Below are 24,131 nucleotides of genomic sequence, written 5' to 3' on the forward strand. Positions count from 1 at the left end.
TTGCCGCTTCCGGATTCCGGCGTCCTCGGAAGGGCGCTCCGACCTTCGCGGGGAGGCTCTCCGCGAGTCCGTTTCGGCTACACAAAAATCCCTCGTGACGTGAACGCCACGAGGGATTTTTGTGGGGAATCTCTCCGCGCGGCGGGTTGTACGCCGCGCTGCTGCCCTCTTCTACGAAATGCTTTGGAGAGGGAGGGGAGAAGGAACCGGATCCTTTGGGATGAGGGTTCCTTCTCCGGCTCTCTTTATTCTTGTACGATTTCCTTCACTTCATCGCCATAGGGGTCGCGCACGATCTTGGTTTCCTTCAACAGGACGGACCAGCGGCGCAGCGTACCGATGATGACGAAGCCCATCATGACCATGACCAGCACGCTCAGCGAGGCAAGCAGGTACTTCTGGGTGGGGATGTACTGGTACATGATCAGCCAGATGCCCGCCCAGAAGGTGATGAAGGTCATGAAGATGCCGGGGGCGGCGGTGATCCACGCGTACTTGGTCTTGTTCATGCGCAGCAGCATGGTCGTGCCGATGAGCAGCGTCACCGAGGCGAGGAGCTGGTTGCTGATGCCGAACAGGGGCCAGATGCTGGAAATGTCGCCGGTGTAGACGAGATAGCCCCACGCGCCCGTGAACAGGAAGCTGGTCACGACGATGCCGGGCCACCAGTTCTTGTCGCCGAACTTGGGGATGACCTTGCCGATCATTTCCTGCAGGAAGAAACGGCCAACGCGGGTGCCGGCGTCCACGGCGGTCAGGATGAATACCGCTTCAAACATGATGGCGAAGTGGTACCAGTAGCTCATGAGGTGGGCCATCCACGGGATCTGGCCGAAGATGTGGGCCATGCCCACGGCGAGGGACACGGAACCGCCGGGGCGGTGCATCAGGCTTTCGGCCACCTCCTTTTCCAGCGTGGGCAGGTCGACGACGGACATGCCGAGCGCCGCGAACTTGTCGGCCGGGGCGTTGATGGCGAAGTAGTCGGCGGGCACGAGCACGCAGGCGGCGATCAGGGCCATGATGGCCACGAAGCCTTCAACGAGCATGGCGCCGTAACCGACGAACAGCACGTCGCGTTCCTTGCCGATCATCTTGGGCGTGGTGCCCGTGCCGATGGTGGCGTGGAAGCCGGAGAGCGCGCCGCAGGCGATGGTGATGAAGATGAACGGAATCACCGGGCCGCCGACGATGGGGCCGCCGCCCTTGGTGAATTCGGTGAACGCGGGCATGTTGAAGTCGGGCATGACGAACACGATGCCGAGGGCCAGCGCGCCGATGGTGCCGATCTTCAGGAAGGTGGACAGGTAGTCGCGCGGCAGGAGCAGCATCCACACGGGCAGGACCGACGCGGCGAAGCCGTACACCGGGATCAGGATGGACATGGGCTTCTTGTCGATGTCGAGCCAGCCGAATGTTTCAGGATGGGCGGCGACATAAGGCCCGGTCAGGATGCACAGGGCAAGCAGGACCACGCCGATGATGGAGGCGCCGAGCACATCGCCCTTGCGCCAGATCTGCATGTACAGGCCCATGATGATGGCGATCGGGATGGTCGCGGCCACGGTGTAGGTGGACCACAGGCTGTTGTGCATGGCGTTGACCACGGCGATGGACAGGCCCGCCAGCGTCAGCAGGAGGATGGCAAGCACGGCCCACGCCGCTACGGAGCCGGTCGTCTTGTCGATTTCCTGTGAGGCGATGTAGGCGAGGCTCTGCCCCCGGTGCCGCACCGAGGCGAACAGCACGACCATATCGTGCACGCCGCCCGCGAGCACGCAGCCGATGAGAATCCAGAGCAGGCCGGGCATGTAGCCGAACTGGGCGGCCAGCACGGGTCCGAGCAGGGGGCCGGCTGCGGCGATGGCGGCGAAATGGTGCCCGAAGAGCACGTACTTGTTGGTATCCACATAGTCGTGGCCGTCGGAGTACTTGACGGCCGGCGTCACACGGGCGTCATTCAGGTTCAGCACCTTGTTTGCAATGAACAGGCCGTAAAAACGATACCCTATCGCAAAGATACACAAGGCTGCGAAAACCACCGTAAGAGCGTTCATACGAAACCTCTGTTGGTGAAGGTGGCACATACGGCGATCGGGCGTCCGCCGCGATCGTATCCTCTAACCCCTCTCCCGTGTGCCGTCCGGCATCGCTCAGGAGCGGTCCTCATATATGAATTCAAGGGAAACGGTTCCCCTGTTGCATCCGTCGGGATGCGTCCCGCGGGCCCCTCGCCCGCGGCATATGGATCGGTGTTGTCTTTTGTTGTGGGAAAAGCTCCGCGAGCGCTGTCCGCACCCGGAGACCTGTTTGCAGGATCAAACAGTCAGAGGGCGCATAGGCGCGGCGTCGGGCAAACCGGGGGCGTGGAGCCGCCTCTCCGTCGTCGTTTCGCCGGAGCCTGCTGCCTCTTTTGGGGCGCAGGTGGGGAGAAACTCCCTTTCAGAGGAGCTCGCCCGTCAGCACGGGACGGCGGGAAGATCGGCCGGTCTGGGAGGCGTCGCGTCGCGGTCAGGCGAGCAGGGGAGGGGGCAGGGCGAAGGAGACGGGGCCGTCCCATCCCGCATAGGGGAGGAAGGCCTTTTCGTAGGCGGGGAGAATCCGTTCGGCAAAGGCGGGCGTGGGCAAGGCCGACGCGAACGGCTGGAAACCGTGATGGCGCGCCAGAAGGTTGTGCTGTGTGGGCTGGTTCAGGCGCTGCGGGCTCTTGACCTCCTGCATTTCCTCGTGCCGGAACAAGAGGCGCGTTTCGGACAGCTCAACGGACTCCCACGGCAGCAATGACGTGGGACGCAACAAGCCTTCGTTGGGGAGGTTGTCGACGATGGGCACGGGGCGATCATTGGACGTAAGCAATCCGCCAAAGAACAGGATAACACTCATCAGACCCATGAGCAGCATGTGCCATGTGGGTGAGAGGCTGTTTCTTTGGCTGGCGTACATATTCCGTATCCCGTGTTCTTGTGTCTGCCGACTTTGTACTGTTTGGAACAATCGGTAATCTCGTCAGGAATGATTGTCAATGAGATGTTGAAGCGCCTTTCTCACGGGAAAGGGATGTTTTCTCATCGGATCGCACAAATTGTGGGTTGCTTACAGGCGGATTCTCAAAGAAACGGTTTCTGATATTTCGAAAACGTTATAAAAAAGTTTTTTAGCGTTTTGAATACGAAAAAAGAGCGGAAACAATGCTTCAGGTAGACAGCGTATTGCAAAAGCGGAAAAATGTTCTCGTAATATACGAAAAAGACACGAATACGGCATCAAAATGCCTGTTTCTTTTTTCCGTGCGGTGAAAATCAGGTACGGATTCTCCGGAGGGTGTCCCTTTATTGGACTTACAACGTTTGTGCTGCGTTGGCTATTGGATATCGACATTCATACATATTACGCATTGTATGGATTGCAAAATGCATTTACATTGCTGGATGGGTTCCATGCCGTTCTTTTGCATGAAAAAAAGACCGACAGCCTCCTTTCAGTTCCCCTCCGCTGCCTCTGTTTGCGGCGCTCCGTTTCTCTTTGTAAAAATAAAGAAATGTTGGGCTGTTAGGAGGGGTTGATACGAACAGTTCTTGTGTCTCCATGTAGCAACGATGTCATCCTCAACGGTTTTCCGGGCAACGCTTCCTCCGGAGGGATGACATGCAAGGGGAGGATGGTGTCCGTGTTGCGGGGAAAGGCGGCATCCGGAAGTTTCTTGTATGGCGCCCATGACATATCGTAACAAAACAACTTTTCCGTCTAGACTAATGATTTTTGAACACGTAGAATAACGGCGTAAGGAACCCGTATCAGCGCGGAGCCCCGTCGGATGAGCGTGCCGATTTCTCAGGGGAGGGAAGCTGGCCGCTGCATCGAGAAGATAACAACAAGGTATAGAGCATGGAACAGATGTGTACAGCCGTATTCGCATTTCTGGAGAGCGCCAAGCCGTTTTTTCAGTACGGCAATCCCCTTCAGGAACTGTTGCCTTTTTTTGTCCGGGCGCTCGGCGGCATCCTGCCCTTGGATGCGCTGGCGATCGTCCGCATGGAAGGGAAAAAAGGCGTGTGCGAGACGGCGTGCTGGAGCGGGACGCCGCATCTGCCCGAAGCGCTGATGCTCCGTGCCTTTAACGGAAAAGAGTTCCCCAAGGCGTTTGATACCCCGTTTTCGGAGGAGGCGCTCGCCGCGTTGTTCCCGGAGGAAACGGCCGGAAAGCTCAACTGGCTGGCGTTGCCCATTGCTTGCGACGCCGATGCGCTCGGCTTGCTGTTTGTCGGCAGGGAGTCCGGAGAAACGGAGTGGCCGGATCGGGAGCGGGATTTTTTACGGCTTGTGTGCGCCATGCTCGGGTTTTTCTTCGCGGGAAAAGCACATTGCGAACAGCAATCGTTTCATATCGGCGTGCTCAACGCGGCGATGGATCAGGTGAAAGTCGGTTTGTACGTCACCGATCCCCACACGGACGCCATCCTGTATATGAATAAATTCATGAAGGATGTTTTCAAGCTGGAACATCCCGAGGGGAAGATCTGCTGGCAGGTGCTGCAATCCGGGATGAACGGGCGCTGCCCGTTCTGCCCTGTGGACAGGCTCATGGCCGACGCGAATCAGAATCAGGTCTTTCGGTGGGAGGAGCGGAACACGCTGACGTGGCGGATCTATGACAACAGCGACAGCCTGATGCGCTGGACGGACGGTTCCCTCGTACACTTGCAGCAGTCTGTGGATATTACGGATTCCCTCCGCCTGCACAAGGAGGCGAACTACGACGAACTGACCGGGCTTTTGAACCGCAGGGCGGGGAAGGCCGCGCTTGCCGACGCGCTGGTACGCCTCGACAGGGAAGAATCTTCCTTGATCGTGGGGATGTTCGATTTGGACAGGCTCAAGGAAGTCAACGATGTATACGGCCATGGGGAAGGCGACCGTGCATTGCGCACCATCGCGCAGGAGATGCAGCGGAGCTTGCACGCGCCGGACATGTGCTTCCGGCTCAGCGGGGACGAGTTCGTCGTCCTGTTCCACAATACCAACCGCCACGCCGTGGACGGGCTGGTGGCGGGCGTGCTGGAACGGCTGAAGGCACGGCGGGAACAGCTTGGCCTCCCCTATTCGCTGGAGTTCAGTTTCGGCTGTTTCAAGGTGATGCCGGGGTGCGGGATGACGGTGACCGAGGTACTCTCAAAAGCCGACGAAAGCATGTATGAGCAAAAGAAACGTGCCCATATCCGCAAAGCGGAACGGCTGCTTCAAGAGAAACAAGGGGTTGGGGATATCCCCCCGGAAGCTCTCGAGTACGATTCGCTGCGCCTGTACAATGCGCTGGTGAAAAGCACCGATTCTTATATCTTTGTTTCCAACATGAAGACCGGAATATTCCGTTACTCGCCGTCGATGGTGGAGGAGTTCGGCCTCCCGCAGTCCATCGTGGAAAATGCCGCCGCCGTCTGGGGAAGCAAGGTACACCCGGACGACAAGGCCGCTTTCATGGAGGCCAATCAGATCATCGCTGACGGGCGGTCCGACTTCCATTGCGTTGAGTACCGGGCAAAAAACCGTAAGGGCGAGTGGATCTGGGTCCGCTGCCGGGGCTATCTGGAGCGCGATGGGGACGGCGAGCCGAGCCTGTTCGCCGGGTTCATCACCAATCTGGGCCAGAAAAACAAAATCGATCACGTGACCGGGCTGTTCAACAAGCTGAAATTCGAAGAGGACATCGAGTCCATGCTGGAGAAGCGGCCCGAGCATCCCCTGCATCTGCTCGTCCTCGGTCTGGATGGCTTCAAGCATATCAACGAATTGTATGGCAAAAGCTTCGGGGATGAGATCCTGCGCGTGATCGGCCAGCGGATTCAGGGGATGCTCCCGCTTTCGGCTTCGGTATACCGCTTGGACGGTGACGAATTCGGCATCACGGTGAGTGGGGAACGGTTTGAAATGATGGAGCTGTACCGCTCCCTTTCGGAAAGCTTCCGTTCCCAGCAGGAATACGACGGCAAGAAGTATTTTTGCACCATCTCGGCGGGCAGCGCGAGCTATCCCGAGGACGCCTCAGGCTATACGGAATTGTCGGAGTATGCCAGCCATTCGCTGAAGTACGCCAAAAAGCTCGGCAGAAACCGGATCGTCTTTTTCAGCCGCGCCATCCTCGAACAGGAAATGCGTTCGCTGGAGTTGGTGGAATTGCTGCGCGAGAGCATCGAGCGGCAGTTCGAAGGGTTTGAGCTTGTCTATCAGCCGCAGATAGCCGTGGATACGCGGCATGTGGTGGGCGCGGAAGCGCTGGCCCGCTGGACGTGCACGAAGTACGGCCCCGTGTCCCCCGGCGAGTTTATCCCCCTGTTGGAGCAGAGCGGGCTCATCATCCCCTTCGGCAGGTGGGTATTCCGGGAGGCCGCAGCACAGTGCAAGGCATGGACGAAAAGCCGCCCTGATTTTAAAATCAGTATCAATCTTTCATACTTGCAAGTCGTTTCAAACAGCATGGTTCCGTTTATCAACAACACGTTGGAGCGGCTGGATCTGTCCCCCGCGAATCTGACGGTTGAATTTACGGAAAGCTGCATGATCCGTGAAAATGCCCGTATCAGGGCTGTGTTCGAGAGCATCCGAAACCTCGGCATCCGTATAGCCATGGATGATTTCGGCACGGGCTATTCTTCGCTCGGCATGCTCAAGAATTCCCCTGCGGATGTGGTCAAGATCGACAGGACTTTTGTCCGCGACATCCTGACCAGCCAGTTCGACGCCACGTTCATCCATTTTGTGGTGGCGCTCTGTCATGACGTGAACATCAAGGTCTGTCTGGAGGGCGTCGAGCGCGAGGAGGAATTCGACCGCGTGCGGTCGATGGGGCTTGATTTCATACAGGGGTTCTTGTTCGGGAAGCCCGTGCCTCCGGACGTTTTCGAACGCGATTTCCTGATGCCGTAACGGACGGGGCCGGGAAAGGCCCTTATGTCCGGGGTTGGATGTCTCGGAGTGTGCCTCCTGCGGAAGAGGCGGGATCAGAAGGAGGTCAGGGCGGCGAGGCATCCCACGGTGAAGGCGAAGCTGAAAAACAGGACAAGGGCGTTGATTCCCATCCGTTCGTCGGTTTCTTCCTTGGAAAGGTCTCCGGCTTTTTCCTTTTTCATGTCGCGGCGAATGGCCCGCACGGTGGACACAAGAAGGCATACCCATACGGGGAGCATGATCTTGGCGATGGTCGGCGTAAACACATACGGATGATCGTGCATGAGCCCGAGCATGGAGGGTCTCCCTTGTTCGCCGGGCGTCCGTTGTCCGGTCTGGGCATACGCTACGCGGCATTGGTGCCGTCGGCAAGGCGCTTGCGGAAAAGGCGGCCTTCGGGCATGTCCTCTTGTCCGGTGCTGTCCCGTTTTCCGCGTCCTCCCCGGATTGAATCTCCCGGTGCTTTCCGGTAGAGCAACGCCTGCGGAGGTCGTATGCTTTCTTTCGAAACGACGTGTGCGTTTTTTGTGGCATCCCTGCTGATGGCTATGACGCCGGGGCCGGACGTCATCATCGTGCTGACTCAGTCCTCATTGTACGGGATGCGGGCCGGTGTGCTCACGACGCTTGGCCTTATGACCGGGCTGCTCGGGCACACGCTGGCCGTCGCGCTCGGCGTGGCCGTCCTGTTCCAGACCTCGGAGGCCGCGTTCACGGCGTTGAAGTTCCTCGGCGCGGCCTACCTGTTGTACCTCGCGTGGCAATCCTTCCGGTCCGGGGTGTTCCGGGCCTTCCTCACACAGTCTTTGTTCCCCGGATACGGCACGCTCTATCGGCGGGGGTTCCTCTCCAACATCACCAACCCCAAGGTGACGCTGTTCTGCCTTGCGGTGCTGCCGCAGTTCGTGGAGCCGGAACGGGGCCACCCGACGCTCCAGATCCTGTCGCTCGGCGGCCTGTATGAGCTGGCCTGCCTCATCGTCTTTACGGCCATCGCCGCGCTCGGGGGCAGGATGGCGACATGGTTCAACCGTTCCGATCGCGCGCAAATGCTTATGAACCGTATTGCCGGATGCATCTTTCTGGGGCTTGCGCTCATGCTGGCCTTTGCTTCACGTTGATTTCCGCAATATCCCGCGTCAGGCGGAGGCGGCTCCGAGGGCGGATTCCGCCAGCGGGCCTCACCGGAACCAGCCTTTCCGTTTGAGGGTAATCCACAGGAAAATGGCGAGCCAGACCATGCCCGCCAGCGTTGCATAATAGCCGTATCGCCAGCCCGTTTCGGGCATATAGGCGAAATTCATCCCATAAACGCCGGTGATCAGCGTGAGCGGCATGAAGATCGCGGAGAGGACCGTGAGCTGGCGCAGGCGTTGGTCGGTTTGCTGCTGGAGTACGAACTGGCAGTGCTGGAGCAGCTCGGAAAGCCGGGTCACCAGCCGGAGCGCATTCTTGGCGAGGTGGTTCTGGGCGTCCCGGATGTCCCGGAGCTTTTCGCGCACGGCGTCGGAGAGCATGGCGTGGGGCGTGAGCGCGTGCAGATCGGCAAGGCCATAGAAGAAATCCTCGAACTGGTTGACGAGGTGGTTGATCTGGCGGCGGGTGTCGAGGATGGTCTGCTCGGAGATTTTGCCCGAGGCGTTGTCCACATGCAGTGAAAGGTTCTCGGTCTGGGAGCGGGCTTCGATGAAGTTGCAGATATTCGTTTCCACGAGGCTGTCGAGCAGGGCGATGAGCAGGTCCGAGGCGGAGCGGATGCTGGCGGTGTCGCCTTCCGCGAGCTGTTTGCGTTCCCCGTCGAAATTGTAGCCTTCGTCACGGCAGAGGGTGATGACCTCCTGCGCGAACAGGATGAACGTGATGGAGACGGACCGTTTCTGCACCCATGTTTTGCGGGCCGGGACGCTGAGGAGCACATAGTCGTTCCCTGAAAACACCGACGGGAACCGTTGCGAAGACAGGACGCGCCGCCTCAGGAACGGCGGGATTTGCCGCTCCTTGAGAAAATGGGTCAGCTCCTCGCTGGTTCCCTGAATGTCCAGCCAGAGCAGCTTGTCTTCCGTTCCCTTGGCGCCTTCCGTGTCTTTCAATTCCGTATAGGTGCCGTGTGCCAGCGTTATGGCGTGTTGTTTCATTGCCGTCCTCCTGATCCGGTTCTTCTTGGATGATGGTATCCCAGAGCGGAGGTGAAGTCTCCTAGAGACATTACGGAAGGGGAGGCGGAGGGAGTGCGCGTCGCCTTGTTGCGCATGGGCGGATGTGGGCGGCGCAACGTGCCCGTGGAGCCGTTCGCGGAGATGGGCAAAGCCGGAACCTGCGTCGGCGGGAAGGGGGACACCGTATTTTGCTGAAAAAGAGCCGGGTAGGGTGAAGAAACATTTCTTCCGGCTTTCGCCCGGCTGCCGAGGCGGGGGCCCTGCCCTCAGTCCGCTTCTTTCCAACGGGGCGCATTCCGTATATGCTGGCGGCGAAACCGGAAGGGCCCCGCCGGGCCGTTCCGGCATCAATCCAACAGTGAGGCGATACTTATGATCACTCTATCCGATTCTGTCCTCGACGATCTGCGGACGTTCCGGGGGCGTAACGCGGCTCGTACGATCCGCATCGAAAAGGGTTCCAGCGGCTGACACAGCACCAACTTTGAACTGGCTCTGGATGAGCCGGAAGAAGGCGATGTGACCGAGGATGTCGGGGAATTTCATTTTTGCATGGAAAAGGCGCTGATGGATCAGGTGGGCGCGGTGTTCATCGACTATGATCCTACGGGCAGTTTCCGTATCTATACGGAAAGGCCTCTGTCCATCTTCACCACGGGCGGCGGGAGCTGTTCCCTGTAAAACCCTGCCCCGCGTTTTCTCCCCTGAGGGAGGCGGCCGTTTCCCGGCCCTTCGGCGCGGGGATGTTTCTCAGCGCGCGGCGCGTTAGCGCGTTCATATAATCATTTATCTTTTATTTCAGCAAATTATAAATGGAAAGTCGGGCGTACCGTTCGGCTTTCCTTTTTTTTGTGCGCGCCGCGCGGAATGTCCGTGGGCCATGCCGGACGGGGTCTCCGTCCAAAGGATTCGGCTATGCAGAAAATCCTCCGTATCGATCCGAAAGACAATCTGATTGTGGCTCTGCGCGATCTGGCTCAAGGCGACATCATCGAAAACGACGGGCAACGTATCCAATTGGTTACGGATGTCCCCGCCAAGCATAAGTTTACCCGGGAACCCGTGCCTGTGGGAGGCATCGTTACGCTGTACGGCGTGCCCGTGGGCAAGGCCGTCGCCCCGCTCCAGTCCGGCGAGCGCATCACCGTGGACAACGTGGTCCACTACGCGGCGGAAGTCGATCTGAGCGACGCCGTTCCGTACATGTGGAAGGCCCCGGACGTCTCCCGCTGGGCGAACCGCACGTTCGACGGCGTGATCCGCCCCGACGGGCGCGTGGGGACCGCGAACTATTGGCTCATCATCCCGCTGGTGTTCTGTGAAAACCGCAACGCTCTGAAGCTGCGCGACGCGCTGGAACGGACGCTCGGGTACGCGGGGGACCATCTGGCGGACTTCGCGCGGTCGCTGGTGGGCGGCACGGGCTGCGCGCCCGCGCCCCGGCCTTTCCCGCATATCGACGGCATCCGGGCCATCACCCATAACGGCGGGTGCGGCGGCACGGCTCAGGATGCGTGGACCCTATGCCGGATGCTGGCCGCCTACGCGGACCATCCCAACGTGGCGGGGCTCACCGTGTTCAGCCTTGGCTGCGAGAAGGCGCAGATCGGGCTGTTTCAGGAGGCGCTGCGGGAGCGGAACCTTGGTTTCGACAAGCCCTGCATCCTGCTGCGGCAACAGGACTGGTCCAGCGAAGTCAAGATGATGGAAGAGGCGGTCCGCAAAACGCTGGCGCATTTCAAGAACGCCGATCTGGTGGAGCGCCGCCCCGTGCCGCTCTCGAAACTCAAGCTTGGGGTGAAGTGCGGCGGCTCGGACGGCTTTTCCGGCATTTCGGCCAACCCCGCCATCGGGGAAGTCTCGGATCGCGTGGTGACGCTCGGCGGCGGGTCCGCTCTGGCGGAATTCCCCGAGCTGTGCGGCGTGGAAGCCAACATGATTTCCCGCTGCATCCGCAAGGAAGACAAGGCGCGCTTCCTTGATCTGATGCGCCGCTATGAGGCCGCCGCCAACGCTTGCGGGGCTTCCATCTCCGACAACCCCAGCCCCGGGAACATCCACGACGGGCTGATCACCGATGCCATCAAATCGGCTGGTGCGGCGAAGAAGGGCGGCAAGGCCCCGATCAGCGCCGTGCTCGATTACGCGGAACCCATGCCGGACGCCGGGCTGTCCCTCGTCTGTACGCCGGGCAACGACGTGGAAGCCGTGACCGGGCTCGTGGCCGCGGGCGTAAACGTGGTGTTGTTCTCCACCGGCTTGGGGACGCCCACCGGAAATCCCATCGTGCCCGTGATCAAGGTGGCGACCAATACGGCGGTGGCGGAACGGCTCAGCGACCTGATCGATTTTGACTGCGGCCCGATCATTGACGGGGAACCCATTGCGGCGGCGGCCGACCGGTTGCTCGAAAAGGTGCTCGACACCGCCAGCGGGCGGTACTCCACCAAGGCCGATCGGCTCGGGCAGCATGATTTCCTGTTCTGGAAGCGCGAAGTGTCGCTGTAGCGGGCGGAAAGGCTGGGGAAGGGATGCCTTCCGGAGAACGGGAGCTCCACACGGGCTTCTCTCTTCCGGAAAGAGTTCCCTCTTCTTTGAGGCCGTTGCCGTTGGCGGGGGCCGCCGCATGAAACGGGGCCGGGATCCCATACAAGGCTGCTTCGCTGGGGCCTGTGAAGGAGGAAGACGATGAGTACGGTATGGCGCGTGGACGCGCATCAGCATTTCTGGCGGTTCGATCCGGCCGCATACGGCTGGATCGGCGATGATATGGCCGTCCTGAAACGGGACTTCCTGCCCGCCGAGCTGCGGTTTGAACTGGACATCCGGCACATCGGCGGTTCGGTGGCGGTGCAGGCCCGGGCTTCGGAGGCGGAGACGGACTTCCTGCTCGGGCTGGCGTCGTCGAATCCGTGGATTCTGGGGGTCGTGGGCTGGATCGATCTGCGGGCCGGCGATCTGGAATCCCGGCTTGAGGCGCGGGCTTCGTCCGCCGTGCTCAAGGGATACCGCCATCAGGTGCAGGATGAGCCGTCTCCTTCGGCGTTTCTGGAAGATGGGCGGTTCAACCGTGGCGTGGAAACGCTCCAGCGGGGGGGCAAGGTCTACGAGGTCCTGATCCACGCGAAAGATCTGCCCGCCGCCATTGCCTTCTGCGGGCGGCACGATCTGGGGCCGCTCGTGCTGGATCACCTCGGCAAGCCGGATGTCCGGCATGAGAGCGCGGCGGAGTGGGCCAGGCGCATCGCCCCGCTCGCGGCGCAGGAGCATGTGAGCTGCAAGCTGTCCGGGCTGATCACCGAAGCCCATTGGCACGGCTGGGACGAGCGGGATTTGCTCCCATACCTCGACGCGGCTCTGGAATGTTTCGGGCCCTCCCGGCTGCTGTTCGGTTCGGACTGGCCCGTTTGCCTGTTGTCCGGAACGTACGATCAGGTGTGCGGGCTGGCCGGGAAGGCCACGGCGTCCCTCTCCGAGGCGGAGCGGGATGCCGTATGGGGCGGCAACGCCTGCCGCGTGTACGGCATCGGCAATCTCTAAACGCAGGAGCATGTCATGGATTTGCGGATAAAGGACAAAGTGTATCTCGTGACCGGCGGCGGTTCCGGCATCGGCGGCGGCATATCCGTTGCGCTGGCCCGTGAGGGCGCGATTCCGGTGATTCTGGGGCGCAGCCCGCTGCAAAAGAGTTTCCGGGCCGAAGTGCGGGCGCTCCAGCCGCTCATGCATTTCATCCAAATCGAATTGACCGATGAGCAAGCCTGCGCGGACGCCGTTCAGGAAGCCGTGTCCATGTACGGGCGCATCGACGGCCTGATCAATTGCGCCGGGGGCAACGACAACGTCAGCCTCGAAACCGGGGTGGAGGCATTCCGGGTTTCGCTTGAGCGCAACCTCGTCCATTACTACACGATGGCGCACTACTGCATCGGGGAATTGAAAAAGAGCAAGGGGAGCATCCTCAACGTCAGCTCCAAGACCGCGCTCACGGGGCAGGGCGGGACCAGCGGCTACACCGCCGCCAAGGGGGGCATTTTGTCCCTGACGCGCGAGTGGGCCGCATCCTATCTTAAGGACGGCATCCGGGTGAACGCCGTGGTCCCCGCCGAGGTCTGGACCCCGCTCTATGAACGGTGGGTGAACACATTCCCCCGCCCGGCGGAAAAGCTGGAAACCATCGTCCGCAACATCCCCTTGGGGCACCGGATGACCACGGTGGAGGAACTGGCGGACATGGCGGTGTTCCTGCTTTCGCCGCTGTCGTCGCATACCACGGGCCAGTGGGTCGTGGTGGACGGCGGCTACACGCATCTCGACCGTACCTTGACGGCCCGCTGAGGGAGGTGCGCCGTGAGCCAGATAACCAGTCCGCAATACCGCAAGGCGTTTATCCTCGTCACCACGCTGTTTTTCATGTGGGGCCTGTCCTACGGGCTCATCGACGTGCTGAACAAGCATTTTCAGGTGACGCTCAACGTGTCCAAGGCCCAGTCCGGGCTCATTCAGGCCGCGTATTTCGGGGCCTATTTCGTCGTGGCGATCCCCGCCGGCCTGTTCATGGAATGGAAAGGCTACAAGGCGGGCATCCTGTGCGGCCTGAGCCTGTACGCGATCGGGGCCTTGCTGTTCGTCCCGGCGGCGGGCGTCGCAAGCTTCACGTTCTTCCTGTTCGCCCTGTTCGTCATCGCGCTCGGGCTCGGATGTCTGGAAACGGCGGCCAACTCCTACTCTTCGGCGCTCGGTTCCACGGAAACCGCCGAAACCCGCCTGAACCTTTCCCAGTCCTTTAACGGGCTTGGGCAATTCACCGGGCCGCTGCTCGGGGGGCTGCTGTTCTTCGGCGGCGACGAGGCCAGCGGCGGAGGCGGGCTTGATGCCGTCAGGATGACCTATGTGGGCATCGCCTGCGTGGTGATCCTGCTGGTCATTTTGTTCGCCAAGGCCGAACTGCCCGATTTGCGGAGCAGCGAGGAGGCGGACGAGGCGGCCATGATGAAACATTCCCTGCTGGCCCATAAGGAATTCGTCGCCGGGGTGGCGGCGCAGTTCCTCTATGTGGCGGCGCAGGTCGGCATCGGGGCGTTCTTCATCAACCTGTACATCGAATGCTGGCCCGGCGGCACGGCGCAGCAAGGCGCGTTCTTCCTGTCCATCGCCATGCTCTGCCTGTTGATAGGCCGTTTCGTGAGTACGGGCATCATGACCAAAATCGCGCCCGCGAAACTGCTTGCGGCGTACGGCGCCGTATGCGTGATCCTGACGGGGGTGGTGTTCACGGCCGTCGAATACGTGTCGGTCATCGCGCTCATCGCGGTGTTCTTCTTCATTTCCATCATGTTCCCGACCATTTTTGCAATGGGGACCAAGAACCTCGGGACCCGCAAGAAGCTCGGCGGCTCGTACATGATCATGGCTATCGTGGGCGGGGCGATCATGCCGTATTTTATGGGGCTGATCGCGGACTACACGCACACCGCGGCGGCGTTTCTCCTGCCGCTGTGCTGCTTCGTCTGCGTCGTCCTGTACGGTGCGGCATATGGGCGGCTGGTGAAGGAATAACAGGGAGGAGGGGACTTCCCCCTCCCGTTTCCAAGGCTTTCGCCTGATGGGGAGTTGTCCGTTTTCGCGGACGCGCCGCGCCGTCCCATGCATGGGGGGATTGCGCGGCCGCTCGCTCCCCATCAGCCGAAAGCTTTGGAAACACCCTCTTCGTGCAACAGTGCGGTCAAAGGAGTGAATCATGCCGGAAAACAAGAAAAAATATACGGGAGCGTGGTGCCCTTCGATCACGCCGTTTGACGCGGACGGGAAGCTTGATCTTGCCGCGCTGGAAAAGCATTTTTCCCGGCTGTCGGAAGCCGGGACCGACGGCGTCCTGCTGATGGGGAGCATCGGGGAGTTCACGGCCCTGAGCATGGACGAGCGGGTCAGCCTGATCCATGCGGCGCGGACCATGACCCACTTGCCGCTGATCGCCAACGTGTCCGGCACCTGCATGGAAGACATGACGCGTCTGGCGGATGCCGCCTATTCGGAAGGCTATGAAGCGGTCATGGCCTTGCCGCACTACTATTTCGCCCAGACCCCGCGCCAGCTTGAGGCGTATTTCGATACGTTGGGCGGGCGTTTCGAGGGCGAGTGGCTCATCTACAATTTCCCGGCGCGCACGGGGTGCGACGTGGACGCGGCCCTGATCGCCAAGCTCGCCGCCCGGTTCCCCCGGTTCATGGGGGTGAAGGATACGGTGGACTGCGCCTCGCATACGCGGGCCATCGTGCGGGCCGCGGCCGAGGTGCGCGAGGATTTTTCGGTGCTGTGCGGGTTCGACGAGTATTTCATCCCCAACCTGATGAACGGCGGGGACGGCGTGCTGTCCGGGCTGAACAACGTGGTCCCCGAGTTGTTTACGCAGGCGAAAACGGCGTTCCGCTCGGGGCAGTTCGAGGATCTGTGCGCGGCGCACAGGGAAATCGGGCGGCTTTCGTCCATCTATACGATAGGCGACGACTTCGTGACGACCATCAAGGCCGCCGTCGCCGCCAAGTTCGGCGGGCTGGAGCCCGTTTCCCGGGGATACGGCGGCGTGCTCGACGATACGCAGCTTGGCGCGGTGAAACGGCTGTTCGGGATATAGGCCGTCCGGCGCGGCCTGTGGACAACGGGCCGCGCCGAACGTATGTTCAGGAACCGCGCCCGCGAAAGAACGCGGGCCTTTTTCCCTGAATCAGCCTTCGGACAGGATCATGTTTACAGACATTCATACGCACGCTTTTCACCCGAAAATCGCCCGCCATGCGGTGGAACATCTTAACGAAGCCTATCAGCTCGACTGCGTGGGCGAAGGGACCATCGCCGATCTGTTGCTGCGGGAAAAGCGTTCCGGCATAGGCCGCTGTGTGGTGCTGTGCGCGGCCACCACGCCGGGGCAGGTCGTCCCGGCCAACGACTACGCCGTCACGCTCCAGCGCGAGCACCCCGAAGTGACGGCTTTCGGCACTCTGCACCCCGGTTACGAAGCGTGGGAGAGCCAGCTGGAACGCCTGAAGGCGGCGGGCATACGCGGGCTCAAGCTCCATCCCGATTTCCAGCATTTCTGGCTGGACGATCCCCGGCTTCTGCCCATGTTCGAGGCCGCACAGGACGATTTCATCTTCCTGTTCCATATCGGGGACAACGTACCGCCGGAAAAGAATCCTTCCTGCCCGTACAAGCTGGCGGCGCTGTTGGATCGTTTCCCGCGCCTCCGCTGCATCGCCGGGCATCTCGGCGGGTATCATCAGTGGGAACACTCCCTCAAGGCGCTCGTGGGGCGCGACGTGTGGCTGGATACTTCAAGCTGTACCCCGTTCATCCAGCCCGATCTTCTCAAGGCCATTCTCCGCAATCATCCGCAGGATCGCATCTTGTTCGGCAGCGATTACCCGCTGTACGATCCGGGCGACGCCATGATGCACCTCCAGGAAAAGGCGGAACTCGGCGACGCGGATCTGGACCGCTATTGCAGCAACGCCGACGCTCTGTTCGCATAAAAAAGGGAAGCGCTTTCCGAAGAAAGGCTTCCCTTCATACTTTGGGGCCGTGTATCAGACTTTCCCGAAGGGGCACTTGGGGAACGTGCAGACTTTGCATTCCATGCACAGGCCGCCGTTGCCGATCTTGGCGAGATCGAGACGGGTGATGGGCACACCGGCGAGCATACGGGGCAGGATGATGTCGAAAACGGTGGTCTTGAAGAACAGCGCACACGCGGGCACGCCGATGATCTGCGCGCCGCCGATGCGGCCGATGAGGGTCATGGTCCCGGGCAGCGCGGGCACGCCGTAGAGGATGTCCGTAAGCCCCGCCTCGGTGAGGCCCTTGCGGGTGAGGTCGTCGGGATCGACGGACATGCCCGCCGTGGTGACGATGAAGTCCGCCCCGGCGTCAAGCAGGTCGCGCACGCCCCGAACGATGAGAGCCGCGTCATCCGGGGCAAAGAGCGTCTTGACCACCTCGCAGTGGTGCTGCTGCGCTTTCTGGGTGATGATGGGTGCGAAACGGTCCTCGATCAGCCCCTGAAACACTTCGGTCCCGGTCACGAGGATGCCGATTTTGGCCTTGCGCATGGGCACGACTTTGAACAGCGGGCCGTCTTCCAAAACGGAAAGCGCCTTGAGGAACCCGGGGCGGGACAGGAACAGCGGGATGGCCCGGCTTCCTGCAAGCCGCGTCCCCGCGGTGAGCACGCTGTAGTTGTGGCGCGTACAGCACATCACGTCGGGCACGAGATTGAAGCGCTCAAGGCGCTCCGTGTCCACCAGCAGCATCCCGTCGCGCGTGGCCCGGAAGTTGACCTTGCCTTCGCGCGGGGCGGCTTCCACTTCCACGCCGTCGCCGGGCATGAGCCGGGCAAAGCCGCGGGCGGCGTCGTCCTCATGCACCCAGCCCTCGGGATGCGGCGTGTTTTCCTGAACGTAGACGCGGTTTTTGCCCATTTGCTGGAGGCGGCAGATGTCTCCGGCGGAAAGCTCCTGCCCGGCGACGAACGCGGCACCCTTTTCCTTGCCCGGGATGATCTGCGTCATGTCGTGCAGGGCGTGCTTGCCGACCGCCTCCTCGACCGGGATCGGGACGGGAGCGGGCATACGGGGCTGCTGCGACAGGGCGAAGCCTGGGCCGTCCTCATACGGGGACTGTCCCTGACAGGAGCGGCAGATCCCGCCGTAGGAGGCGGGGTAGTGGGAGCCGCAGAGCGGGCAGCGGGTGATCGCCCCAAACGAACGGTGCCCGAGCATGTCCTGACGGATGCGGACCTTGCGGAACGAGAGGATCGACTCGCCCGCTTCCTTGATCTGGGCCTGCAGCCGTTCGGTATCCTGCTCCTTCTTGGGGCGCTCCTTGAGGAACCAGCTGCGGATGGCGTCGTAGGGCTCCAGCTTGTCGTTGTCGAGCTCGACGCGGACGCCTTCTCCGGTAGCTTTGTCGTACAGGGTCACCGCGTAAATGCCGAAGGGCAGGACGCGAAGCCAGCCGTTGCCGAACGTGCATGGCGTAAGCAGCTGCACGGCGTCGGGAAGGCAGTGGGCCGTTTCACTGACGGCGTCGTACAGGACGCCTTCCGGCATGTGGCGCTTGGCAAGCTCCACCATGTAGCCGCCGATGATCAGGCCGGGAGCGGGATACCCGTGAAAGGCACGGGCCTCTTCCATGAATTCTTCATGCGTCCGGGAGCCGATGGACATGGACACCTCGCAGGGCTAGGGCGTTATTGCAGCAGCGGGCGTTCGGGAGCGTCCTGATTCATCAGGTTCTCCACGGTGATGCCCTGAGGAGGCGTGAACTGGAAGGTTCCGGCCTTGATGGACGCGTCGGGCGTCAGCGAGGTCAGGGCCACTTCATTGGTATTGCCGTAGAAGTCCAGAATCTGCGCCTTCTTGATCAACTTCGTGCCCTTGTCCACCCAGAGGAGCGCCTCCACAAGCTGCGGAGAAGGATCTTTGGGGTAGAGCCGGAGCACGGCCAGTCCGTTGTCGTCCGGCTCGGCCTCGACGGTGAAATCCTTGTCGAGGCGGCTCTGGCCGGTGATGACCTGAATGATGGAGCGGGAGTCGTGGACCACTTCCGGCGAATACTGGTAGGCCAGCTCCTCGTCGGGCAGGTAGTCCCATACATCCTTGTCCGTGATGACTAAAAGTTCCGCATGGGGGGCTTTGGTCTCCCAGCGGACTCGGAGCGGCTTCTGGAAGGCGAGGGTACCCTGGCGGGTTTCCTCGGAGCCGCTTTCCTGATGGACGAGGCGTTGGGTGAATTCAGCGGTAAAGGACTGCATCGACTCATATTTTTTCTGCATCTCTCCCGTAATGGCGGGAGCCGCCGCGTGCGAAGCGCCCGCGCTGATCAGCAGCAGGGCCGCGGCGCAGGCAAAAAGGGTCGGGAAACGCATGATGATCTCCTGAAAAAGAGTGTCTGATACGGAACGCATCAACTGTCTTGCCGCAACGATCGGCGGACTATGGCCGCCGTACTCTGGGAAACCTGCTCGGACCCGTGAAGGGTGCCCTTTGTGCGTTCCCTTCTCAAAAAGGGCCGTTCGCCGCACGTTCTCCAGCCGCCGATGGGCGCGAGCAGGAGGGCAGGCCCGGGAAAGGGCGTGTAGAACGCGCACTCCTTCCCGGTTCAAAAATCAATCCATCCGCACGGTTCTGGCTTTGTTGGCGCGGGAAGCGGGCGGCAGGATGCCTTCCTCCTCCATACGTTCGACGAAGCGCGCGGCTTTGTTGAAGCCGATGCGGAAACGCCGCTGGAGCAGGGAAATGGACATGCGGCCCTGTTCCTGCACAAAGGCCACGGCCTCGGCGTACAGGGATTCCTCATCCGAACTGCCCGGCCCGGAAGCCGGAGCGGAGGACGCCTTGGCGTTTTCCGCGAGGGATGTGCCCCATTCGGTGAAATCCACCTCGTATTGCGGCGCGCACTGGCGTCTCCAGTGATCGGCCACGGCCTGCACCTCGTCGTCGGTGACGAAGGGACCGTGCAGGCGCTGGAGTTTGCCGCCCGTGGGCTTGAACAGCATGTCGCCCTTGCCGAGGAGCTGTTCGGCTCCGGCCGTATCGAGGATGGTGCGCGAGTCGTACTTGTTGGCGACCTGAAACGAGACGCGGCAGGGGAAGTTCGCCTTGATGAGCCCCGTCACCACATCCACGCTCGGGCGCTGCGTCGCCACGATGAGGTGGATGCCCGCGGCACGGGCGAGCTGGGCGAGGCGCACGAGGCAGCCTTCCACGTCCTTGCCCGCCGTGAGCATGAGATCCGCCAGTTCGTCAATGACGATGACAAGGTAGGGCATGGGCTTGAGGTCCGCGTATTCCTGCGGCCTTTCGTCGCCGAACGAAGCCAGTTTCTTATTGTAGTCCTTGATGTTCTTGACCCCGAACTTGGCGAGGCAGTCGTAACGGCCGTCCATCTCGGCCACGGCCCATTCAAGCGCCGTCTTGGCGAGGGAGGTTTCCGTCACCACGGGATGCACGAGATGCGGCAGATCCGCATACATCGCCATTTCCACGCGTTTGGGGTCGATCATCATAAGCTTCACTTCATCCGGCGATGCCTTGTAGAGGAAGCTCACCAGCACGGAGTTGAGGCACACGCTTTTGCCCGAGCCCGTCGTACCGGCGACGAGCACATGGGGCATGGTGGCGAGATCCCGGACGGCGGGGCGCCCTTCGATGTCCTTGCCGAGGGCCATCGTCAGCAAGGACGGGGCACTCTGGAAGGCTTCCGACTGGATCAGCTCGCGGAAGTTGACGGTGGAGCGGTTCAGGTTGGGGATTTCCACGCCCACGGTGTCGCATCCCGGCACAGGGGCCTGGATACGGATGGCTTCGGCCTTGAGGCTGCGGGCAAGGTCGTCGGTCAGGTTGGTGAACCGGCCCACGCGGACGCCCGGGGCGGGGCGGATTTCAAACAGCGTGATCACCGGGCCGGGCGTCACCCGGACCAGTTCGCCCTGAATATTGAATTCGGCGAGGCAGTTCATCAGGCCGGCGCTCTGTTCCTCCAGCACTTCCCGCGAGGGCAGGGAATCGCTCTGCTGCGGCTGCTGGAGCAGGTCCAGCGAAGGCATGGGATAGGAGCGTTTGCGCAGGATCGGTTTCGCTGCGGCGGGAGCCGTTCCCACGGGTGCGTCGATGCGGGGCTGCGCGGTTTGGGCCGGAGCCTGAGACGTTGCCGGAGCCGCCTGTACGGAGGGCTGAGCGGGCGCGGCTGGAGTTGCCGCCTGTGCGACAGCCTGTACCGGCTGCGGCGCTTGCTGCCACTGGGCAACGGGCTGTGCGGCATCTTGCTGCGGCGCGAACGTAAAGGTGTCCCGAGGCTGCTCCGGGGCGTAAGAAATCGTCTGTTGCGGCTCTTCCGCGTGGGGTTGTGCAGGCTGAACCGGAGCTTGCTGCTCCGCCGCATACGGCTGCACGGGTTGAACTTGCGGTTCCGCCTGAGGCCGCGCGGGGGCGGGCTGCGTTTCGGGAATGGTGAGGGCCAGCAGCGGGTTTTCCCCGGCGAGAAGGTTCACGGCTCTGGCGGCGGCATCCGTCGGCGAAGCCAAGTGGATGTTCACCTGCGGCGCGAATGTTCCCGTTCCCGCACGCGGTTCTTCCGGCTGAAAATCAAAGGTGTCGTGCTCGGACGGCGGTTCCCAGAGTTTGAGCGGATCCCCTGCGTCCTTTTTCGGCGCGGCGGTCGTTTCCTCAGGCGTCAGGGAGAAGGGCGGATCCATGCTGAGCGGCTCCTCGCGCTTGGGCGCGGGCCTTTCCTCTTCATCATGGATGTCGAACAGCGCGATGACGTCGGCGGCCGTTTCCCCTTCCGCTTTTTTGTCCTTGTGGGGCAACCCGATTTTGGGCAGGGCGACCTTGGGCATGGATACCTTGGAAAGGCGCTCCGGCAGGTCGTCGAGAGAGAAGGGCGTCCCGCTCAGCTGTTCTCTCAGCAGGGCCCACCCCTTGCGGATAAGCGCGATCCACGCGATGCCGAAGGCCATCTCAAGGGAGATGAACAACAAGAACAGCCAGATCAGGGAAGACCCCACCGGACTGAACAGGGTGGTGAACTTGGTATAGAGGCTCATGCCGAGCATACCTCCGCCCCGGACGTCTCCGATGCCGAGGTTCCAGGCCGCACCGAGGGAAATGAGGCAAGCCGCCAGAAGGGTGAAGCCGAACCAGCGCCACCACGGCATGGTGAACCATGTGGAGACGCAGCCCGCTCCCCAAGCGAGGAAGACGAGGGGCCAGACAAGCGCGGCGAACCCGAAAATATCGACCAGAAGCCCGCTGAGGTACGCGCCGAAGAGCCCGGCGTAATTTTTGACGATTGCAGGGTTGCTCACGGCATGGTTGATGCTGGGGTCGTTCTGATCAAAGGACACCAGGCTCAAGAGCACCAGCAGTCCCCAGAAAATAAGAAAAAGCCCAAACAGTTCCCGGGCGATCTTGCGTCCGTCCGTAATGGCAACCTCCTCCGGCGCTCTCCGTTTTGTCTGCATGATAGAGATATAAGGCGATGAGTTGAAGCGGGGAATCATCCGGCCCGGAAGCGGGTCCCGGGCCGGAAAAGGCATTATTCGCGGCCGAGATAGCCGTTGGTGCGGGTATCGACCTTGACGCGGTCCCCGATGTTCACGAAAATCGGAACCTGAATGACGACGCCGGTTTCGAGGGTGGCGGGCTTGGTCACGTTGCTCACCGTGTCGCCCTTGGCGCCGGGTTCGGTTTCGGTGACTTCAAGGACGAGGGACGCCGGGATTTCGATGTCCAGCGGCTTTTCGTTGTAGAGCAGCACGCGGCATTCCTGGCCGTCCTTGAGGTAGTTGGCCTTGCCGTCGGTGGCTTCGGCGTCCATGTGCATCTGATCATAGGTGGTCATGTCCATGAACACGAGCTGTTCGCCCTCGTGATACAGGAACTGCATGTCGCGGGATTCGAGATTCGGGCGTTCGACCTTTTCGCCGGAACGGAAGGTGTTGTCCAGCACTCGGCCGTTGAGGATGTTACGCAGCTTGGTACGTACCATAGCTCCGCCTTTGCCGGGCTTGAAGTGTTGGAATTCGATGATTTCGAAGGGAGTCCCGTCGATTTCGATTTTAAGCCCCTTGCGGAAATCCGTGGTAGAATACATGCTGCCTCCAAAAACAGTGCTGAATATCAAAACGTACCAAGGGAGTGCTCCGCGCCCCCCGCTTGTTCCTTATCCGGAGCAATCGGACGGCTGCCGCGATTGCTTTTCACGCTGCGGCAGGATAGCCTTGCCACTGCAACTCGATATTGTCGAACATCAGGCCGCGCTTGTCAACATACACCGGAGGTTCCCGTATGATGAAAGAGACTCCCCCCACACTGACCCTTGAGGCGACGACGTTCAACAAGCCGCAGCTTCAGGAACAGCTTTCCGTGCTCGAGCAGCGTCAGGAAGCGCAGATCGCGCTTGCCGGGCGTTCCAATGTGGGGAAGTCGTCCCTCGTCAACGCCCTCGCCCGCCGCAAGCAGCTTGCCAAGATCAGCGCGACGCCGGGCAAGACGCGTTCCATCAATTTCTACAGGGTCGCCCCCGACGGCTTTTCTCTGGTCGATCTTCCGGGCTACGGCTATGCGAAGTGTTCGCAGGAAGAGCGCAAGAGTTGGGCCAAGCTCATTGAATACTACCTCACGAACACCCCGACGCTCAAGGCCTTAGCCCTGCTGCTCGACTGCCGGATTCCGCCGCAGGCATTGGACCGAGATCTCGCGGACTTCGCGCGCGGGCACGGTATTCCGCTTTTGCCCGTCCTGACCAAGGCCGACAAGTGCACGCAGGTCGAACGCAGCAAGCGCCAGCAGGAGTGGAGCCGTTTGCTCAACGGCATCATGCCCCTTCCCGTTTCCTCCAAGGACATGCGCGGCGTCGATGCCCTCTGGTCCGAGCTGCGCCGTTTCGCGGGGACGGGGGAAAGCGTGAGTGAAGAGGAGTAAGAATTGGGGAAGGACCTTTCTGGAGAAAGACTCTTCCCTCCCTTCCCCAAAACCCATCCCTCCAACCCCAAAGACTTTTGTAACGGTAGATGGTGGGCCGGGCGGCAAGGCGGCTGATGGCCTTATGTCCGTCCCCTGCGCGTTTTGTTCCTATGAGCCAATGACATGCTCCGTTCGTTTCCGGACGGAGCATGTCACTTTTTATTTATAGATAACAATATGTTTATATTAATAAATGGGGCTGTCCTAGCTAAGAAAAAAGAGCTAGGATAAGACCATGTATGAAAGACGCAGCAGACTAAATTATCGGCAACAGGCCGAACTCATAAAATTTTTTGTGGCTGGTGCCACGGCAAGGGCTGCCGGAGAAATGGCAGGAGTAAACCGTAACACAGCCACATCCTATTTCATGCGTTTGCGACGTCTCATTGCTTCGCATCTCCCCAGTTATCGACTGTCCGGTGAAATAGAAGCCGATGAAAGTTACTTTGGAGGTGTAAGAAAAGGTAAAAGAGGACGGGGAGCTGCCGGAAAAATAGCTGTTTTTGGTTTA

The 24,131-nt window shown here is 61.1% G+C and carries 19 protein-coding genes and 1 pseudogene; 12 read left to right on the forward strand and 8 right to left on the reverse strand.

Going from position 1 to position 24,131, the window contains the following annotated elements:
• Window positions 1-245: 245 nt before the first annotated feature.
• Both T370_RS0102335 and T370_RS0102340 read right to left on the reverse strand, forming a co-directional pair.
• Window positions 246-2,057, reverse strand: coding sequence for a carbon starvation CstA family protein (locus T370_RS0102335; RefSeq protein WP_005029012.1), 1,812 nt, complete (start codon window positions 2,055-2,057; stop codon window positions 246-248).
• A gap of 454 nt (window positions 2,058-2,511) precedes the next feature.
• Window positions 2,512-2,943 carry a hypothetical protein gene (locus T370_RS0102340; RefSeq protein WP_029434600.1) on the reverse strand — a complete coding sequence of 144 codons (432 nt, stop codon included), beginning with the start codon at window positions 2,941-2,943 and terminating at the stop codon, window positions 2,512-2,514.
• Between the two features lie 942 nt (window positions 2,944-3,885).
• Between T370_RS0102340 and T370_RS0102345 the strand changes: the two genes are divergently transcribed.
• Window positions 3,886-6,921 carry an EAL domain-containing protein gene (locus tag T370_RS0102345; protein ID WP_081847454.1) on the forward strand — a complete coding sequence of 1,012 codons (3,036 nt, stop codon included), beginning with the start codon at window positions 3,886-3,888 and terminating at the stop codon, window positions 6,919-6,921.
• A gap of 74 nt (window positions 6,922-6,995) precedes the next feature.
• Here T370_RS0102345 and T370_RS0102350 read toward each other — a convergent pair whose 3' ends face one another.
• Window positions 6,996-7,238: a hypothetical protein gene (locus T370_RS0102350; RefSeq protein ID WP_005029022.1), complete on the reverse strand. Its 243-nt coding sequence runs from the start codon at window positions 7,236-7,238 to the stop codon at window positions 6,996-6,998.
• A 198-nt stretch (window positions 7,239-7,436) separates the two neighbouring features.
• Between T370_RS0102350 and T370_RS0102355 the strand changes: the two genes are divergently transcribed.
• Window positions 7,437-8,063 (forward strand): LysE family translocator, encoded by a 627-nt coding sequence (locus T370_RS0102355; RefSeq protein ID WP_005029024.1) that lies wholly within the window; start codon window positions 7,437-7,439, stop codon window positions 8,061-8,063.
• Window positions 8,064-8,123: 60 nt separating this feature from the next.
• Here T370_RS0102355 and T370_RS0102360 read toward each other — a convergent pair whose 3' ends face one another.
• A complete protein-coding gene (locus tag T370_RS0102360; protein WP_005029025.1) occupies window positions 8,124-9,077 on the reverse strand; it encodes a magnesium transporter CorA family protein in 954 nt (317 codons plus the stop codon).
• Window positions 9,078-9,128: 51 nt separating this feature from the next.
• Between T370_RS0102360 and T370_RS24765 the strand changes: the two genes are divergently transcribed.
• From T370_RS24765 to T370_RS0102400, 8 genes are all read left to right on the forward strand, one after another.
• Window positions 9,129-9,293 carry a hypothetical protein gene (locus tag T370_RS24765; RefSeq protein ID WP_005029027.1) on the forward strand — a complete coding sequence of 55 codons (165 nt, stop codon included), beginning with the start codon at window positions 9,129-9,131 and terminating at the stop codon, window positions 9,291-9,293.
• 324 nt (window positions 9,294-9,617) lie between these two features.
• Window positions 9,618-9,779, forward strand: a complete 162-nt coding sequence (locus tag T370_RS25480) for a hypothetical protein (RefSeq protein ID WP_009379680.1) — start codon at window positions 9,618-9,620, stop codon at window positions 9,777-9,779.
• Window positions 9,780-10,013: 234 nt separating this feature from the next.
• Window positions 10,014-11,606: a UxaA family hydrolase gene (locus T370_RS0102375; RefSeq protein ID WP_029434602.1), complete on the forward strand. Its 1,593-nt coding sequence runs from the start codon at window positions 10,014-10,016 to the stop codon at window positions 11,604-11,606.
• Window positions 11,607-11,786: 180 nt separating this feature from the next.
• Complete coding sequence (locus T370_RS0102380) at window positions 11,787-12,638, forward strand: amidohydrolase family protein (RefSeq protein WP_029434603.1); 852 nt, start codon at window positions 11,787-11,789, stop codon at window positions 12,636-12,638.
• Window positions 12,639-12,653: 15 nt separating this feature from the next.
• On the forward strand, window positions 12,654-13,436 hold the full coding sequence (locus tag T370_RS0102385; RefSeq protein WP_029434604.1) for an L-fucose dehydrogenase: 783 nt from the start codon (window positions 12,654-12,656) through the stop codon (window positions 13,434-13,436).
• Between the two features lie 12 nt (window positions 13,437-13,448).
• A complete protein-coding gene (locus T370_RS0102390) occupies window positions 13,449-14,657 on the forward strand; it encodes a sugar MFS transporter (RefSeq protein ID WP_029434605.1) in 1,209 nt (402 codons plus the stop codon).
• A gap of 181 nt (window positions 14,658-14,838) precedes the next feature.
• Window positions 14,839-15,732, forward strand: a complete 894-nt coding sequence (locus T370_RS0102395) for a dihydrodipicolinate synthase family protein (RefSeq protein ID WP_029434606.1) — start codon at window positions 14,839-14,841, stop codon at window positions 15,730-15,732.
• A gap of 109 nt (window positions 15,733-15,841) precedes the next feature.
• Window positions 15,842-16,627, forward strand: a complete 786-nt coding sequence (locus T370_RS0102400; protein WP_029434607.1) for an amidohydrolase family protein — start codon at window positions 15,842-15,844, stop codon at window positions 16,625-16,627.
• A gap of 54 nt (window positions 16,628-16,681) precedes the next feature.
• Here the strand turns inward: T370_RS0102400 and T370_RS0102405 are convergent, their stop codons facing one another.
• The 4 genes from T370_RS0102405 to efp all read right to left on the reverse strand — a co-directional run bounded on the left by T370_RS0102405 (window position 16,682) and on the right by efp (window position 22,748).
• A complete protein-coding gene (locus tag T370_RS0102405) occupies window positions 16,682-18,319 on the reverse strand; it encodes an FmdE family protein (protein ID WP_029434608.1) in 1,638 nt (545 codons plus the stop codon).
• A 23-nt stretch (window positions 18,320-18,342) separates the two neighbouring features.
• Complete coding sequence (lolA, locus tag T370_RS0102410; protein ID WP_029434609.1) at window positions 18,343-19,020, reverse strand: outer membrane lipoprotein periplasmic chaperone LolA; 678 nt, start codon at window positions 19,018-19,020, stop codon at window positions 18,343-18,345.
• A 240-nt stretch (window positions 19,021-19,260) separates the two neighbouring features.
• A complete protein-coding gene (locus T370_RS0102415; protein WP_029434610.1) occupies window positions 19,261-22,191 on the reverse strand; it encodes a DNA translocase FtsK in 2,931 nt (976 codons plus the stop codon).
• Window positions 22,191-22,748, reverse strand: a complete 558-nt coding sequence (gene efp, locus T370_RS0102420) for an elongation factor P (RefSeq protein ID WP_005029048.1) — start codon at window positions 22,746-22,748, stop codon at window positions 22,191-22,193. The genes T370_RS0102415 and efp overlap by 1 nt, the downstream gene beginning before the upstream one ends.
• A gap of 194 nt (window positions 22,749-22,942) precedes the next feature.
• Here efp and yihA point away from each other — a divergent pair, with 194 nt between their 5' ends.
• Both yihA and T370_RS25870 read left to right on the forward strand, forming a co-directional pair.
• Window positions 22,943-23,578, forward strand: coding sequence for a ribosome biogenesis GTP-binding protein YihA/YsxC (gene yihA, locus T370_RS0102425; RefSeq protein ID WP_005029050.1), 636 nt, complete (start codon window positions 22,943-22,945; stop codon window positions 23,576-23,578).
• A 277-nt stretch (window positions 23,579-23,855) separates the two neighbouring features.
• Window positions 23,856-24,131, forward strand: a pseudogene (locus tag T370_RS25870) (IS1595 family transposase); the annotation flags it as partial.

This window comes from Bilophila wadsworthia ATCC 49260 (genome assembly GCF_000701705.1).
Taxonomy (GTDB): domain Bacteria; phylum Desulfobacterota; class Desulfovibrionia; order Desulfovibrionales; family Desulfovibrionaceae; genus Bilophila; species Bilophila wadsworthia.

Excerpts from the sequence above, each read along its gene's own strand:
- T370_RS0102335 (WP_005029012.1), bottom strand. The coding sequence starts at position 2,057 with ATGAACGCTCTTACGGTGGTTTTCGCAGCCTTGTGTATCTTTGCGATA.
- T370_RS0102340 (WP_029434600.1), bottom strand. The coding sequence starts at position 2,943 with ATGTACGCCAGCCAAAGAAACAGCCTCTCACCCACATGGCACATGCTG.
- T370_RS0102345 (WP_081847454.1), top strand. The coding sequence starts at position 3,886 with ATGGAACAGATGTGTACAGCCGTATTCGCATTTCTGGAGAGCGCCAAG.
- T370_RS0102350 (WP_005029022.1), bottom strand. The coding sequence starts at position 7,238 with ATGCTCGGGCTCATGCACGATCATCCGTATGTGTTTACGCCGACCATC.
- T370_RS0102355 (WP_005029024.1), top strand. The coding sequence starts at position 7,437 with ATGCTTTCTTTCGAAACGACGTGTGCGTTTTTTGTGGCATCCCTGCTG.
- T370_RS0102360 (WP_005029025.1), bottom strand. The coding sequence starts at position 9,077 with ATGAAACAACACGCCATAACGCTGGCACACGGCACCTATACGGAATTG.
- T370_RS0102375 (WP_029434602.1), top strand. The coding sequence starts at position 10,014 with ATGCAGAAAATCCTCCGTATCGATCCGAAAGACAATCTGATTGTGGCT.
- T370_RS0102380 (WP_029434603.1), top strand. The coding sequence starts at position 11,787 with ATGAGTACGGTATGGCGCGTGGACGCGCATCAGCATTTCTGGCGGTTC.
- T370_RS0102385 (WP_029434604.1), top strand. The coding sequence starts at position 12,654 with ATGGATTTGCGGATAAAGGACAAAGTGTATCTCGTGACCGGCGGCGGT.
- T370_RS0102395 (WP_029434606.1), top strand. The coding sequence starts at position 14,839 with ATGCCGGAAAACAAGAAAAAATATACGGGAGCGTGGTGCCCTTCGATC.
- T370_RS0102400 (WP_029434607.1), top strand. The coding sequence starts at position 15,842 with ATGTTTACAGACATTCATACGCACGCTTTTCACCCGAAAATCGCCCGC.
- T370_RS0102405 (WP_029434608.1), bottom strand. The coding sequence starts at position 18,319 with ATGTCCATCGGCTCCCGGACGCATGAAGAATTCATGGAAGAGGCCCGT.
- lolA (WP_029434609.1), bottom strand. The coding sequence starts at position 19,020 with ATGCGTTTCCCGACCCTTTTTGCCTGCGCCGCGGCCCTGCTGCTGATC.
- T370_RS0102415 (WP_029434610.1), bottom strand. The coding sequence starts at position 22,191 with ATGCCTTTTCCGGCCCGGGACCCGCTTCCGGGCCGGATGATTCCCCGC.
- efp (WP_005029048.1), bottom strand. The coding sequence starts at position 22,748 with ATGTATTCTACCACGGATTTCCGCAAGGGGCTTAAAATCGAAATCGAC.
- yihA (WP_005029050.1), top strand. The coding sequence starts at position 22,943 with ATGATGAAAGAGACTCCCCCCACACTGACCCTTGAGGCGACGACGTTC.